This window comes from Pseudoalteromonas sp. TAE56, from assembly GCF_000497955.1.
In the GTDB taxonomy this organism is placed as follows: Bacteria; Pseudomonadota; Gammaproteobacteria; order Enterobacterales; family Alteromonadaceae; genus Pseudoalteromonas.
Genome location: NZ_AUTN01000103.1, coordinates 93,106 through 107,794, shown reverse-complemented (window position 1 = coordinate 107,794; position 14,689 = coordinate 93,106). Strand labels below are relative to the sequence as shown.

11 protein-coding genes and 1 pseudogene are annotated in these 14,689 nt (G+C 40.8%); 2 read left to right on the top strand and 10 right to left on the bottom strand.

Annotated elements, in window-relative coordinates; genetic code table 11:
* The 4 genes from gcvP to L656_RS0111475 form a co-directional block, all read right to left on the bottom strand.
* Positions 1–2,269: aminomethyl-transferring glycine dehydrogenase (gene gcvP, locus L656_RS0111490; protein ID WP_024599317.1), on the bottom strand; the 2,269-nt coding region annotated here is incomplete at its 3' end.
* 161 nt (positions 2,270–2,430) lie between these two features.
* Positions 2,431–2,820, bottom strand: coding sequence for a glycine cleavage system protein GcvH (gene gcvH / locus L656_RS0111485; RefSeq protein WP_002958029.1), 390 nt, complete (start codon positions 2,818–2,820; stop codon positions 2,431–2,433).
* 73 nt (positions 2,821–2,893) lie between these two features.
* Complete coding sequence (gcvT, locus tag L656_RS0111480) at positions 2,894–3,976, bottom strand: glycine cleavage system aminomethyltransferase GcvT (protein WP_024599316.1); 1,083 nt, start codon at positions 3,974–3,976, stop codon at positions 2,894–2,896.
* Between the two features lie 117 nt (positions 3,977–4,093).
* Positions 4,094–4,693: a hypothetical protein gene (locus L656_RS0111475; RefSeq protein WP_024599315.1), complete on the bottom strand. Its 600-nt coding sequence runs from the start codon at positions 4,691–4,693 to the stop codon at positions 4,094–4,096.
* 126 nt (positions 4,694–4,819) lie between these two features.
* On the opposite strand from L656_RS0111475, the gene L656_RS0111470 reads away from it, so the two are divergent.
* Positions 4,820–5,671 (top strand): LysR family transcriptional regulator, encoded by an 852-nt coding sequence (locus tag L656_RS0111470; RefSeq protein WP_024599314.1) that lies wholly within the window; start codon positions 4,820–4,822, stop codon positions 5,669–5,671.
* Positions 5,672–5,859: 188 nt separating this feature from the next.
* Entirely contained in the window at positions 5,860–8,016 is a 2,157-nt protein-coding gene (locus L656_RS0111465; RefSeq protein ID WP_024599313.1) for a TonB-dependent receptor family protein, read from the top strand.
* 409 nt (positions 8,017–8,425) lie between these two features.
* Here the strand turns inward: L656_RS0111465 and rlmB are convergent, their stop codons facing one another.
* The 6 genes and pseudogenes from rlmB to L656_RS1000000123270 form a co-directional block, all read right to left on the bottom strand.
* On the bottom strand, positions 8,426–9,169 hold the full coding sequence (gene rlmB, locus L656_RS0111460) for a 23S rRNA (guanosine(2251)-2'-O)-methyltransferase RlmB (protein ID WP_002958023.1): 744 nt from the start codon (positions 9,167–9,169) through the stop codon (positions 8,426–8,428).
* Positions 9,166–11,661, bottom strand: coding sequence for a ribonuclease R (rnr, locus tag L656_RS0111455; protein WP_024599312.1), 2,496 nt, complete (start codon positions 11,659–11,661; stop codon positions 9,166–9,168). Before rnr ends, rlmB begins: the two co-directional genes overlap by 4 nt.
* A 201-nt stretch (positions 11,662–11,862) precedes the next feature.
* Positions 11,863–12,597, bottom strand: coding sequence for an enoyl-CoA hydratase/isomerase family protein (locus tag L656_RS0111450; RefSeq protein ID WP_024599311.1), 735 nt, complete (start codon positions 12,595–12,597; stop codon positions 11,863–11,865).
* 100 nt (positions 12,598–12,697) lie between these two features.
* Entirely contained in the window at positions 12,698–13,312 is a 615-nt protein-coding gene (locus L656_RS0111445) for a response regulator transcription factor (RefSeq protein ID WP_024599310.1), read from the bottom strand.
* Positions 13,312–14,411 (bottom strand): annotated as a pseudogene (locus tag L656_RS01000000122200) (sensor histidine kinase). Before L656_RS01000000122200 ends, L656_RS0111445 begins: the two are co-directional and overlap by 1 nt.
* A complete protein-coding gene (locus tag L656_RS1000000123270; protein WP_167334955.1) occupies positions 14,408–14,578 on the bottom strand; it encodes a hypothetical protein in 171 nt (56 codons plus the stop codon). Before L656_RS1000000123270 ends, L656_RS01000000122200 begins: the two are co-directional and overlap by 4 nt.
* Between the last annotated feature and the right edge of the window lie 111 nt (positions 14,579–14,689).

The following is a 14,689-nucleotide window of genomic DNA, read 5'->3' as shown; positions in this document are numbered from 1 at the left end:
CTGCCGATACCGCACCGTTACCAACGTTAGTACCTGGTACGTTAATTACGCTGTGGTTTGGCATAAACGGCGCAAGGTGCGATTTTACACCAATTGGGCCAACACCTGGACCACCGCCACCGTGTGGAATACAAAACGTTTTGTGTAAGTTTAAGTGCGATACGTCTGAGCCAATAAAGCCTGGGCTTGTTACACCCACTTGCGCGTTCATGTTTGCGCCGTCCATGTAAACTTGGCCGCCGTGCTGGTGAATAATGTCACAAATTTCGCGAATTGTTTCTTCGTATACGCCGTGCGTAGACGGGTATGTGATCATGATGCACGATAGGTTTTCAGACACTTCTTCAGCTTTCGCTTTCAAATCGGCCATGTCTACGTTACCGTTTTTGTCGCAGTTAACTACTACAATTTTCATGCTTGCCATTTGCGCTGATGCAGGGTTAGTACCGTGCGCAGAGCTTGGGATTAAACATACATTACGGTGTGCATCGCCGCGTGACTCGTGGTATTTACGAATCGCGATTAAGCCTGCGTATTCACCTTGTGCGCCAGAGTTTGGCTGAAGTGATACTGCATCGTAACCGGTAATGTTTACTAGCCAGTCGTGTAGCTCGCCAATCATTATTTGGTAACCTTCTGCTTGATCTAGCGGGCAGAATGGGTGAAGGTTTGCAAACTCAGGCCACGTAATTGGGATCATCTCAGCAGTCGCGTTTAGTTTCATGGTACATGAGCCTAACGAGATCATTGAGTGATTAAGCGATAAATCTTTGCTTTCTAGTCGCTTGATGTAGCGAAGCATGTCTGTTTCGCTGTGGTAGCTGTTAAAGTTTGGATGCGTTAGTACTTCGTCGTCACGTACTAAACTTGCAGGAATTGACTCGCTGCCATTTGCTTCAACGTCGGCTGCAATAGCGTCAACACTTAGGCCATGGCCTTCGCCTAAAATAATATCGAATAACTCAGCGATATCGGCACGTGTTGTTGTCTCTGATACCGAAATTGAGTACTCGCCTTCGTGGTTTGTTGCAAAGTTTACGCCTTTTGCAATTGCACGTGCTGTTACGTCGTTTTTGTTGTCATCTGCAATTGTTAGCGTATCAAACCAAGTGCTGTGCTTAAGTGCCATGCCTTTAGCTTTTAGGCCTGTTGCTAAAATATCAGTAAAGCGATGTATACGCTGCGCGATAGTTTTTAAGCCTTGTGGGCCGTGGTATACCGCGTAAAACGCTGCCATGTTGGCAAGTAATACTTGCGCTGTACAAATGTTTGAATTGGCTTTGTCGCGGCGAATGTGTTGTTCGCGCGTTTGCATTGCCATACGAAGGGCGTCGTTACCTAAACGATCTTTAGATACACCAATAATACGACCTGGTAATGAACGCTTGTATGCGTCACGTGTTGCAAAAAATGCAGCATGAGGACCGCCGTAACCCATAGGTACACCAAAACGCTGAGCCGAACCAAGTACTACGTCTGCGCCTAGTTTACCCGGTGCTTTTAATAGTAATAAACTCATTATGTCGGCAGCAACACAGGCAATGGCCTTTTTGCTTTGTACGCCAGCAATTAGGTCAGTTATGTCTACCACTTCGCCTGATGTAGTTGGGTATTGGAACAATGCGCCAAAAATATCAAAGTTTACGGCATCTTCTGCTTTACCTACAATTATTTCAAAACCAAACTGCTCGGCACGCGTTGTTACTACGTCGATTGTTTGTGTGTGTACGTCGTCAGCAATAAAAAAGGCATTGGCTTTTTTAGCTTTTGATACGCGTTTTGCAAGGCCCATAGCCTCTGCAGCGGCTGTTGATTCGTCAAGTAATGACGCGCTTGCTAAATCAAGACCGGTTAAATCTAGGGTCATAGTTTGGAAGTTTAATAATGATTCTAAACGCCCTTGTGCAATCTCTGGCTGATACGGTGTGTACGCTGTATACCAACCTGGATTTTCTAGTACGTTACGTAAAATTACGTGCGGTACGTTAGTTGGGTGGTAGCCTTGGCCAATGTACGATTTGAAAACTTTATTTTTGCTTGCTACTGATTTTAGGTAGCTTAGTGTTTCAACTTCAGTACGGCTTTCGCCAACTGTTAATGGCTGCTCTAAGCGAATGCTAGCCGGTACAGTTTGGTCAATGAGCTCTTGCACACTCGATACTTCTAAAGCACTTAGCATATCGCTTACTTGTGCTGGGCTTGGCCCAATATGGCGGCGAATAAAATCTTGCTTTTGCTCTAGTTCTTCAAGAGATTTGGCGTTTGACATGAATCCAGATTCCTATGATCCTAAATGCTAATGGGTAACTAGCATTAATTAAAATATTTGACGATTTAACAGCTCACTCAGTATGGGGTTGTGCGCTGTAAAATCATAAAAGCCCCATTTTTATACATTAAACGGGGCTTTTAGTTATCTTCAAAAAATTATTATTCTTCGTCGATAGTGTGCGAGTAACCTTCAGCGTCTAATAAGTTGTCTAGCTCAGACTCGTCAGATGCTTTAATACGGAATAACCAACCGTCGCCGTAAGCGTCGTTGTTTACTGTTTCAGGTGAATCTTCAAGCTCTTCGTTAATAGCAACAATTTCGCCACTGATAGGTGCGTAAATGTCTGATGCTGCTTTAACCGACTCTGCTACTGCACAGTCTTCGCCAGCGTCTACTTCGTCGCCAACTTCTGGTAATTCAACAAATACCATGTCGCCAAGAAGTTCTTGTGCATGCTCAGAAATACCAACAGTAAATGTACCGTCGCCCTCGTTACGAACCCACTCGTGTGAAGGTGCGTATTTTAACTCGCTAGGAATGTTGCTCATTTTATTTGTCCTTTGGTTTATATTGGGAGGATACCAATCGCAATAATTATTGTGATTGGTATAACCAAATTATTTAAATTATTGATTTACCGTTACGTACAAAGCTAGGCTTTACTACTTTAACGTTTACTAATTTTTTACGCATTTCTACTTGAGCTGTATCCCCTGTTGAACGTGGTACACGTGCAAGGGCTACACTAAAACCAAGTGTTGGTGAGAAAGTACCTGAGGTAATAACACCCTCCCCACCGTCAACAATTACTTTAGAACCGCTACGCAACACGCCTTTTTCTTCAAACACTAAGCCAACTAGTTTGTCAGTGCTTTTTTCTGCGCGTTGCTTAACAAGTACGTCACGACCAATAAAGTCGCGATCTTCTGGTTCCCATGCAATGGTCCATGCCATGTTAGCTGCAAGTGGTGATACGCTTTCGTCCATATCTAGGCCGTAAAGGTTCATACCTGCTTCTAAACGTAGCGTGTCGCGTGCACCTAAACCAGCAGGCTTAACCCCTGCGTCTAGCAGTTGTTGCCATAAATCGGCTGCTTGGTCGTTCGGTACTACTATTTCGTAACCGTCTTCGCCAGTATAACCCGTTGTGGCAATAAATAAATCACCTACTTGAACACCAAAAAACGGCTTCATACCTTCAACAGCTGCTTGTTGCTCAGCATTTAAAAGCGTGGCTGTTTTTGCTTTAGCGTTAGGGCCTTGTACTGCAATCATTGCAAACTCTGGGCGCTCTGTAACGGTTACGTCAAAGTCGCTCGATACGTTAGCTAAATGCGCTAGATCTTTTTCGCGTGTTGCTGAGTTAACAACTAGGCGGTAAAACGTTTCGCTAAAGAAATAAATAATTAAGTCGTCTATTACACCGCCTTGCTCGTTAAGCATGCCTGTGTAAAGCGCTTTGCCTGGTACGGTTAATTTTGCAACGTCGTTAGCTACTAGCTTACGTAAAAATGCTTGTGCTTGAGGCCCTTCAATATCAACAATGGTCATGTGTGATACGTCAAACATACCTGCATCGGTACGCACGCTATTGTGTTCTTCTATTTGTGAGCCGTAGTTGATTGGCATTTCCCAGCCATGAAAATCAACCATTTTTGCGCCCGCTTCTAGGTGCTTAGCATGTAGTACAGTTTTAGAAGTCATAACATTCCTTCACGTTTAAATTAACCCTGTTTAGGGCGTGGCTTAAATAGACTTTAATTGCTTAATCGCAATTAAAAACAGGCAAACATTGTTATGTTCACCTGTTGTTTGTATTCGTTATGCGGCTTCACTATGCATAAGTGCAAAACCTTGCGCTTGCATGTAGCTTTGCCATTTTTGTAATTCTTGTTGTTTAGCGACTAATACAAAGTGTTGTTCGTCGTTTTTATCAATGGCGGTAATAAATACATCACCACTTTGCGCACCGTAGCATAGTTGCGCATTTGATAAGCGCAAACCTGGTGTTAATTTAAAAGCATTAACTAGGGTATCAAAGGCATTGTCGCCACTTAAAATAAAGCTTGCTAGGTCGGTGCGTACTACATAATCAATATCAAAACGTAGTTGTTGCTCGTTTATAAGTGCTTGTAGTTGAAGGCTTGCGTTGTGTGGCAGTACGAATCTAAAAGCGGTTTCGCTAAAGTAATAAACAGCAAAGCTGTAGTCAGAATTATAGTCGCCATCAAGCGTGCCTTTTAAGCCTAAACCGCTGGCGGTAAGCATTGTTAAATCAAGGCCTAAAATGGTACTTAAAAATACACTGGTTTCGGTGCCGCTAAAATCCATTACAACGTGATTGTTGTTAGTTTGCAAAGCGTTAGTAACCGCACTACTTGCGTTGCTGTGGCGGGCAAACATTATTGGGTTAAAAGTCATAACAAATACCTGTGTATTTTCGATTATAAAAGTATATTGCCCACGCCTACCAACAACAAATTGTAATTTTTTATCAATTGATAAATAATACTTATATGTATTGCTATATAAATTGTAATTTTAAATATGAAAAACATATCAACCGATGCTTTACGTACTTTTGTAATGGTAGTTGAAATAGGTGGTTTTGCTAAAGCAGGCGATTTACTTGGCCTGTCGCAACCAGCTGTTAGTTTGCAAATAAAGCGCCTAGAAGACGTGCTTGGCTATAAACTATTTAAAAAACAAGGACAGCGCCAAGTATTAAACCAGTACGGCGAGCTATTATTGCCTATGGCAAAACAAATGATGCAACACAACGATGCTATTTTGCAGCAGTTCACATCAGAAAATATCGCGGGTAAAGTGCGCTTGGGTATTCCGAGCGAATTTGCAGCGCGCATTTTACCTTCTATCATTGGCGACTTTGTGGCGCTCTACCCTGAGGTATCGTTAGAGGTTAAATCGCGTTTAAGTAAACATTTACTTTCGGCCTCAAGGCAAGATCAGTTCGATTTAGTACTTGCGCTCAATGAGCGACTTAACTCTGATAAGTTTCCTATTTTTATGCAAGACGAACTGGTGTGGGTGGGCGACCTGTCACTTGCGCAAAACGACGTGGTTACGCTAGTTACTGCCCCAGAGGGGTGTATTTATCGTCGCCGTGCAATTGATGCATTAAAAAATGCGGGCATAAAATACCGTATTGTCTATAGCAACGCAGATTTAACCGGCCTTATTGCTGCATTAAAAGAAGGCTTAGGCATTACCGTACTTGCTAAAAGCACAGTACCGAGTGAGCTTAACTATCAAGTTCAAACCAAACATTTACCGGCTCTTGGCAATATTGGTATTAGTTTAATTAAAAGTTCGGGTGAATCTGATCATGCCGTAGATAAGCTCGCGGAGTTTATAGCGCTACGTTTAGGTTATAGCTAATCAAAACTTTATAATTAGTTTATGAGTTGTGAAGTAATACAAAAGAAACAATTTAGTTAACTAAGTTGCATAAGTAGGTGTTTTTAGTTCTATTAAACTGAATAATTAAATAGTTAATAACATTGATTCGTATTCGTTAACGTGTTCAAATTACGCCAATTAAGATAATTGACATGATTAGGAACACAATGAACCCTAAGTTTTTAGTATCTACTTTGGCAACTGCGGTTGCTTTGTCTTTTAGTGCTACTGCAATAGCAAAAGACACCAGCGATAAAGAACAACGCTTTGAACAAATTACTGTTATTGGCTCAGAACAAGCAATTAACGACATTCCTGGTTCGGCTACGTTTATTTCTGATGAAGAACTTCAAAAATTCAAATTTACTGATATTTCTCGCGTTTTAGCGTCTGTTCCGGGCGTTTACGTGCAAGAAGAAGACGGCTACGGCCTTCGCCCAAATATTGGTATGCGCGGCACAGGTACTGGCCGTAACGATAAAATATCGGTAATGGAAGACGGTGTATTAGTTGCACCAGCACCATACTCTGCACCTTCTGCTTACTACTTCCCTACTATGGGTCGTATGGAGTCTATTGAAGTATTAAAAGGCGCGGCATCAGTTAAGTATGGCCCGCGTACTACGGGTGGTGTTTTAAACTTACTTTCGCGCAGCTTACCAACTGAGCCAAATAGCTCAAAAGGTATGGTAGATGCAGCCCTTGGTAGCGACGGTTACTACAAAGGTCACGCTTACTTTGGTAAAGAAAAAAATAATACAGCGGGTTTAATCGAAATATTTACTTACGGTGCTGATGGCTTTAAAGAGCTGCCTGTAGGCGATGACAACACCGGCTTTGAAAAAACAGATTTACTATTAAAGTTTGGTCACACGTTTGGTCAAAACGATGCGCATAATCTTGAGCTAAAAATTAAGTACTCTGACGAAACATCAGACGAAACATATATGGGCTTAACAGACGAAGATTATCAACAAAGTCCTTATCGCCGTTATGCTGCATCGCAAAACGATGAAATGAACACGCGCCACAATGCATACCAACTTAACTACGCGTATCGTTTTGGTGATGGCTATGAATTTTTAGCAACGGCTTACTTAAACGATTTTCATCGTAACTGGTATAAAGCCAGCAGCGTAGGTTTAAGTACTCTTGAGCAGTACAGCGATTTTGAAGCAAACCCAACAAGCGAAGGCATTGAAGGTATTGGTGTTAAAGCTAATAACCGCGATTACCAAGCTAAAGGTATTCAGTCTGAATTACATATTCCTGCAGGCGATCACTATGTGACTGTTGGCGTACGTTACCACGAAGACGAAATGGATCGTTTTCAGTGGCAAGATACCTATACTCTTAATCAAGACTTGAGCTTAACGCTTACAGAGCAAGGCGTTCCGGGCTCTGACAGCAACCGTGTAGATAGCGCAGAAGCAAGCACCTTGTTTATTCAAGATGAGTGGACAATTGACGCATTAGTAGTAAGTGCAGGTCTTCGTTATGAAGACATTACTATTACGCGTGAAGAGTGGTCTAAATCAGATCCAACACGCAGTAACGGTTTAACTAAAGATGTGTCGAACGACACAGAAATTTTAGTTCCGTCGTTAGGTGCTACTTACACCCTTAACGAAAATGTAACGCTACTTGCGGGCATTCAAAAAGGTTATGCACCAGCAGCACCAGGTAATGCAGACCAAGAAGAAGAAGAAAGTGTAAACATTGAATTTGGCTCTCGCTTTAATATGGATGGCTTTAGCGGTGAAGTAATTGCCTTTTACTCTGACTACGACAACATGCACGGTAACTGTACTGCAGCGGTTGGTTGTAGCGACGACAACATTGGCGACCAATACAACTACGGTGAAGTAGAAGTAGCAGGCTTTGAATTTAGTGCAGCACGAACGTTTGCAACTGATACAGCTATGTTCCCAGTTAAATTAACGTATACCTACACAGACTCTGAGTTTAAAAACGATTTTGATTCAGAAATTTGGGGAGCGGTAGAAAAAGGCGATGCAATGCCTTACGTACCAGAAAATCAAGTAGCGTTATCGTTAGGTGCTGAGTTTTCTGCGTTTGTAGTTAACAGCCAAATACGTTACGTATCTGATGCGCATGCTAACTTAACTGAGTCGGGCTTAAACGCAATTGATAGCCGCGTAGTATGGGATTTAGCTGCTAAATACTTAATCGATGAGAATCAAAAAGTATACCTAAGCGTTGATAACTTGTTTGATAAAACATACGTTGCTAACCGTTCAAACGGTGGCATTCAGCCAGGTAAGCCGCGTACAGTACAGATGGGCTACACTTATAGCTTTTAAGCTTAAAGCTGGTTAAACGGTTCACTAACAGCGTTAATAATTTTTTATGTAAGAACACTACACATCTAAATGATTGCCTTGTTATTAAACCGTTTACCTGCGCTTTGTATAGGATAAATGGTTCACTAACTACGTTAATAATTTTTTATGTAAAAGCACTACACATCTAAATGATTGCCTTGTTATTAAACCGTTTACCTGCGCTTTGTATAGGATAAATGGTTCACTAACAGCGTTAATAATTTTTTATGTAAGAGCGGCTACACATCTAAATTATTGCCTTGTTATTAAACCGTTTATCAAAGCTTACAAAGTTAAAGCGTAAATTACAGACACAAAAAAGCCGAGATTGAATTTCAATCTCGGCTTTTTTAATACTTAATTTAAATTAGGTATTATTTATTAGGTATTAGTTATTTGCGTTACGTTGGCGTAATACTTCAAACAAACAAATACCCGTAGCTACCGATACGTTTAAGCTTGAAACAGTACCCGCCATTGGGATTTTAACGAGCATATCGCAATGCTCACGCGTTAAGCGTCGCATGCCCTCGCCTTCTGCGCCCATAACAATAGCCATTGGCCCTGTTAAGCTTGCATCAAATACGTGATTATCAGTTTCGCCAGCGGTTCCTACAACCCATACGCCTGCATCTTTAATTTCGCGAAGCGTACGTGCAAGGTTAGTCACTTGAATAAGCGGTACTGTTTCGGCTGCACCACAGGCCACTTTACGTGCAGTACCGTTAAGCTTAGCCGATTTATCTTTAGGTACAATCACAGCGTGAACACCTGCCGCGTCTGCACTACGTAGGCATGCGCCTAAGTTATGCGGATCGGTAATACCATCAAGCACAAGTAAAAACGGTGTGTCTTCACGAGCGATTATCGCATCAAGATCTTTTTCATTAAACGTTGGCGCTGCTTTTACGTTAGCAATAATACCTTGATGCTGCTCACCTTTTGATTTGCTATCAAGGGCTTTACGCTGCATAAACTGTACTGAAATACCAAATTTACGTGCTTCATCAATAATCGGAGTTGAGCGTTTGTCGTCACGACCTTTAAGGGCGTAAATTTCTACAAAGCGCTCTGGTTCGCTTTCTAAAATTGCTTCAACAGAATGAAAGCCAAAAATTAATTCATTACTCACGTATTGTCTGCTCCTGGGCTAGTACGTTTGCGGGCATTTTTGCCTGCTCTTTTAGGCTTTTTAACGGCCTTTTTCTTTGGTTTTTTCTTTACGGCAGAGTCTGCTGCTTTTTTATCTACAGGTTTTGTTGCAGACTTATTTGCAGGCTTCCCTTTATCTTTATTTACTGGCTTTTTTTTACCTTTTGGTTTGTCATCGCTGTGCGACTTTTTACCTGGTACTTTGCCTGCTTTTAATTGCGAACGCACACTTGCTGGCGCATGCTCAGACTTACCTGAACCTTTTTTTGGTGCACGACGACGTGAGTACCTGTCTTGTGCAACATCGCCTTTAAGCGTTAAGTTTATACGGCGATCGTCTAAACTAACCGACGCAACTTTTACTGTTACTTTATCGCCAAGGCGATAAATTTTGTGAGAGTGCTCACCTATTAGGGTGTGTTTTGCAGCATCATGCGCAAAAAACTCATCGCCTAAATTAGTAACGTGAATAAGCCCATCAATTTGTAAATCGTCTAAACGAATAAACAAACCAAAATTGGTAACCGATGAAATAACACCATCAAACTCTTCACCTACATGGTCTTGCATAAACTCACATTTAAGCCAATCAGCTACTTCGCGAGTTGCATCGTCAGCACGACGCTCTGTTGTAGAACACTGCTCACCTAGTTGATCAACTTCATCGTCGGTATAAGCGTATTCGCCAGACGTTTGCTGACCTTGTGCTTTTATTACTGCTTTAATAGCACGATGCACTACTAAATCTGGGTAACGACGTATTGGCGATGTAAAATGCGCGTAAGCAGATAACGCTAAACCAAAGTGACCAATGTTATCTGGCTGATATACAGCTTGTTTCATTGAACGCAGTAACATAGTTTGAATAAGTTCAGCTTCTGGGCGGTCACCTAGTCGCGCTAATACTTGCGTTATTTCTTTTGGTGTTGGCTCGTCGCTTAATGTACTTTCAATACCTAACTCGCCTAAAAACTTAGTAAAATTGCCTAGTTTTTCTTGATCTGGTTCGTCATGCACACGATAAAGCGCACTCGCTTCATGCTTTTCAAGAATTTTAGCCGCTGATACGTTGGCTAAAATCATACATTCTTCAATGAGTTTGTGCGCGTCGTTACGAATAACAGGCACTATTGATTCTATTTTACGCTGAGCGTTAAATACAAAACGTGTTTCTAGGGTTTCAAACTCTATGGCACCACGGTCTTGGCGTGCTGCTTTAAGTGCCATGTACATTTGCTGTAAATCAGTTAAATGTGGCACAACGGCTGAGTATTCTTCGCGTAGTTTTTCGTCGTTTTGTAAAATGGCATTTACTTTGGTGTAAGCTAAACGTGCATGCGAGTTCATTATCGCTTCGTAAAACTTATAACCCGAAAGTTTACCCGCGCTCGACACGGTCATTTCGGCAACCATACATAAGCGATCTACTTTTGGATTAAGTGAACATAATCCGTTAGAAAGCACTTTTGGTAGCATCGGAATTACTTGCTCAGGAAAATACACTGAGTTACCACGCAAAATTGCTTCTTTGTTAAGCGGCGTGTTCATTCCTACGTAATGCGATACATCGGCAATAGCAACCCATAAGCGCCAGCCACCTGATTTTTTAGGTTCACAATATACGGCGTCATCAAAGTCGCGTGCATCTTCGCCATCAATAGTTACAAGTGGTAAATCACGTAAATCTACGCGACCTTGTTTGTCAGCTTCTTCAACAAATTCACCTAGATGAGCAACTTGTGCTTCAACTTCTTCTGGCCATACATGTGGAATATCGTGATTGCGCAGTGCAACTTCAATTTCCATACCTGGGGCTAAATGCTCACCAAGTACATCTATAACTTTACCTACCGCGTTCATGTTACGGCTTGGGTTTTGCGTAATTTTAACCTGCACCATTTGGTTATGGCGGGCACCGTTTTCGTTGCCTGGTAAAATCATTATATCTTGCGTTATGCGCGGGTCTTCAGCGACTACCACTGCAACACCGTGCTCAACAAAGTAACGGCCAACAATTGGCGCGCGCTCGTTAGTAAGCACTTTTATAATACGTGCATCGCATTTTGAGCCAGAACCACGTTTAGTCCCTTTAGCTAGTACAATGTCGCCATGTAACATCATATTCATTTGGTGCTTAGCAATAAACCAATCTTTACTCTCGCCTTCAACTTCTAAAAAGCCGAAACCGTCTCTGTGGCCTATTACTTTGCCTTTGGTTAAACCGGCTTCGTCAATTAGGGCGTAGCATTTAAATTTATTGAAATACAGCTGTCCGTCACGCTCCATAGCACGAAGGCGGCGTTTAAATGCTATTTGGCGTTCGTCATCGTTTACTGCTAGTTCTTCACATAATTGCGCGTAGTTAGCAGGCTTTGAACGCTCTTGAAGGTGAGTAAGTATAAACTCACGACTAGGGACTGGGTTTTCGTACTTTTCTTGTTCTCGACTGAGATTTGGATCTTGGTTTGACATTCACTATCTTGTTAGTTGGTTATGTAGGTATTTTAACCCATATAGTTATAATGAGACAGGTAAAAGCTATTAAACTTTTAAGAAAGCACTTTTACCTTGCTGTTTACCTTGCTGTATAGTTTAAAAATCTAGCGCAATGGGGCTTAACGACCCCTTAACTGCAAAGTGTTTAGTCATCTCGTAGCAATGCTAAAATCTATACTATTTTTTTTGTAGGTTTTTCCACAGCAGTTTACTTATATTATCAATAAAGCTTGGATCTTCTTCTTTCATTGTAAGTAAAATCTGCTTATTCATTTGTATTTTATTTTGAGCGTAAATCCAACGATTTTTATTAAATTGCTGGGCAAACTCAAGTACACCCGCTTGTAGTTCGTCGTTATTTGCAAACACAGCTTCAACTACTTTGTTCTCTAGCAACTGCTCTGCACCAACCCGCTCTCCTGACATAGCTAGACGATTAAAGAAAGTTTGCGAAATTGCCTTATTAATTATAGGAAACATCGACGGAACAAATGGCACCATTACATCCACTTCAGGAAAACAAAAAAAGCCTTTGTCTGATTTCATAAATCTAAAGTCGCACGCACACGCAAGTACAGAACCATTACCATAGGTATGCCCGTTTAACGCAGCAATAATAGGCATAGGAAAAGTAACTATACGTTTAAATAAGTCACTTATTTGAATCATAAAGTCAGAAATTGCTGCAGGTAAAATACTTGGATTAGACATCCATTGAAGGTCGATACCCAATGACCAGTTTTTATCACTTGAAGACGTTAAAATAACTGACTTAATATTTTGTTCAGCTTCAATGTGGTCTAGGTGTAAATTAAACTCAGCCAAAAACGCTGGGTTGTGGCGGTTTTCAGCAGTATTCATGGTGAGTATAGCGATATTATTTTTAGTTGTTAGTTCTATTAGATTTGCCATTAAACCCTCTTTTAGCGCTTTTTAAGCTAACTTTAAGCGCCGTTCGTTACTTTTATAAGTAACATAGTAATACTTTGCTTATAATTTATAAACCCACTATTTATAACCACCCTTTTTGTTTAGCTATACGCGCAGCATCTATGCGGTTAGTGGCGTTTAGCTTAGCTATAGCGTCTGATAAATAATTACGCGTAGTCCCTTCGCTAATAAATAGCTGCTTGGCTATGTCGCTTGTTTTAAGGCCATCGCTTGCAAGTTTAAGGGCTTTTCGTTCTTTGTCGGTAAGTGGATCTGCGTCGTCTAATGCATTAATAGCAAGCTCTGGGTCAATTACCTTTTGTCCCTGCATTACTTTTTTAAGCGCATTTATCAACTCTTCACTTGGTGCTTCTTTTAAAATAAAACCTTTTACGCCAGTCGTAAGCGCTCGCCTAATATAACCCGCACGAGAAAATGTAGTCATAATAACCATTTTTATAGCAGGAAATTTAGCGGCTATTTTTTCGCTAAGCTCTATACCATTCATGGTTGGCATTTCTATATCGGTTAAAATTATATCGGGATGCAAATCACTATCAAGCGCCTCAATTGCATTAAGTGCATCTTGCCCGTTACTTGCTTGACCAATAATCTCAATATTAAAATCAAGCCCTAACAATGCTGCTACTGCGTCGCGTACAAGCGCCTGATCTTCCACTAAATATACTCTGATCATTATAAATTCTTAGCTGTAATTGGCAGCACTACTTTAAAGTAAAATTATCGCCACAGGCAAATACTGCACTGCCATTTAGTTGCTCTGCTCGCTCTTTAATACCATTTAGGCCATTGCCCGAATTCAATGTACTGCACGGACCATGGTCAATTACGGTTATAAGTAACTGCTGCGCTGTTTGTTCTATATTTATTTCGCAATTTTTTGTATTGCTATGGCGTAATAAGTTAGTAACTGCCTCTTTAATTACAAGGCCTGCTATACCCCCTACTTTAGCGGGCAGAGCATTTAAAACCACATTAAATGAAACGTTAAATCCTTGCTCTATTAACCTTTGCTTTAACTGTGCTACTTGGCTGACAAGATTAAGCTGTTTTAAATCACTTACGGCGCTTCTTACATCGCTAAGTAACTGCCTTGCCAAATCGGCCACTTGTGCAATTTCGCTATTTGCTTGAGCGTAGCGCTCTCCTTGGTTTAATTTATTAGCAAGCTCAGCCTTTAGAGCAATAGATGAAAGTGAATGGCCTAAAATATCATGTAAGTCGCGAGCTATTCGTTCTCGCTCTGCAATAGCTGCTAATTGCTCTAGTTGGTTAGCGCTTTCTTGTTCGCGCTTTTTGTATAAGCTTTCTCTTTTTGCTGCAATACCGTAACTAAATAATGTGGCGCATAGAATCAAAGCAACGCCTAAAAAGTATTGAACCTTACCTATATCACCAATATATGTGCTTAATAAAACCGTGAATATAATTGCGATCGCAGCATAAATTCTTTGACGGGAGCTGTAAGAGTAGCCTGCTATATAGGCTACGAAACCAAATAAAGTAGGCGTACCTGTGGTGTAAAAAGTAGCGCAAAAACAAATTAAGAGCATGGCTAAAAATAACTTAGTCACCCCTGCACTTTTACAGTTTATTGCTTTTATATACAAAAGAATAAAAGCAACATAGAAGGCTAAAGACATAACAATTTGGTTAACGGTAAAGCTCGCAAAATTAATTATTAGCGGGAGTAAATAAAAGCCGGTAAAAATTAAATGTCCATATTTCCAAAAACCTTTATCGCTTTGTTGAGAAAAGCTGCTTAACGAGCTCATACTAATACCTCAGGCATATTATTTTTACTTATAGCACTATTTTTATTAATAAATATAAATAACATAAAAATGCATACCAGCATAAAGCAATCTGCGTACGTAACCGTAAAACTTAACGCCTCTAGCACTTCATTAATAGTTAAGCTGATTAAAATTAAAGAATTCATAATTATCTCCTGTTGAGTAAGGTAACTATGCCCGCGTACAAAAATAATAAGAGTGTGAAGTGTCATCAACTTTAATGACTTTTGTCATGCGGAAAAAATTCATCTTAAGAA